This window comes from Methylobacterium sp. WL18 (assembly GCF_008040015.1).
GTDB lineage: Bacteria > Pseudomonadota > Alphaproteobacteria > Rhizobiales > Beijerinckiaceae > Methylobacterium > Methylobacterium mesophilicum.
On sequence record NZ_VRVD01001047.1, the window covers coordinates 1 to 1,005 of the forward strand.

At 61.6% G+C, this 1,005-nt stretch carries 1 protein-coding gene; it reads left to right on the plus strand.

All coding sequences use genetic code 11. The annotated features are described in order from the left end of the window. The coding region (dut, locus tag FV228_RS30800; RefSeq protein WP_147857867.1) for a dUTP diphosphatase at positions 1 to 380 on the plus strand (380 nt) is incomplete at its 5' end. Positions 381 to 1,005: the final 625 nt, after the last annotated feature.

A 1,005-nucleotide genomic window follows, 5' to 3' on the forward strand; every position in this document is an offset into this window, starting at 1 on the left:
GGCTCGACCTCCACGCCTGCCTGGACGCGCCGCTGACGCTGCCGCCCCGGGGCGCACCCGCCCTGATCTCGGCGGGCTTCTGCGTGCTGATCCGCGACCCCGCCTGGTGCGGCCTGATCTTCCCGCGCTCCGGACGCGGCCATCGCGACGGGCTGGTGCTAGGCAACGGCACCGGCGTGATCGACGCGGATTACGAAGGCCCCCTGATGGTCTCGGCCTGGAACCGCGACGACGCGCGGCCGATCCGGATCGAGCCGGGCGACCGGATCGCCCAACTGGTCTTCACCCGCGTGACCCGGCCGGTCCTGACCGTGCTGGACGACGCGCCCGGATCGGGCTCGGGCCGTGGGGCAGGGGGGTTCGGGTCGAGCGGGCGGTAGGCGACGCGCGTCCGATCCCGAAACCGCGCAAGAACGCCAGGCATCCAGATTTCCGCCCCATCCCATCCAACCACTTCTTCCTGAGACGCGCGCGCAGCGGGGCTCGAAGGAGGCTTCCAGGGATCACAGAGGCTTCTGGAGGGCTCCTTCGAGTGCTACGCTTTGTTCCGCCAGATCAGGACGAGAACGAGAATTAAATATCATGTTTTTTCTCCACTAATTTCCAATCGAGAAAAGCCGATTGAGATATTAAATTATTTTACCTCTCAATATTGAGTGACAATAAATTGCCATACTATTAGCTTGAAATTTATATAATCTAATTTTTATTTCTTGCTTGAGAATTTCGCCGCTGGTAGCCGCGATCCGTTGACGCAACGATGATTCCCACGCCGATCCGCTTGCGGAGAGAGGAACCGGTCGTCGACTCAATGCCTCGACTTGATCGGCGCCCGGAAATTCATGACCTGCACATACATCCGCCACGTCGTACCTTTGACAACGCTCCTCCTGACTACGAACCACGCTGCGTTCGCGCAGGACAGCACGGGTCGCACCGCACAAGCGGTCCAACTCGACACGCTCTCGGTCGAGGCGCGCAACCCCAATGCGGGCCGGCTGGGGC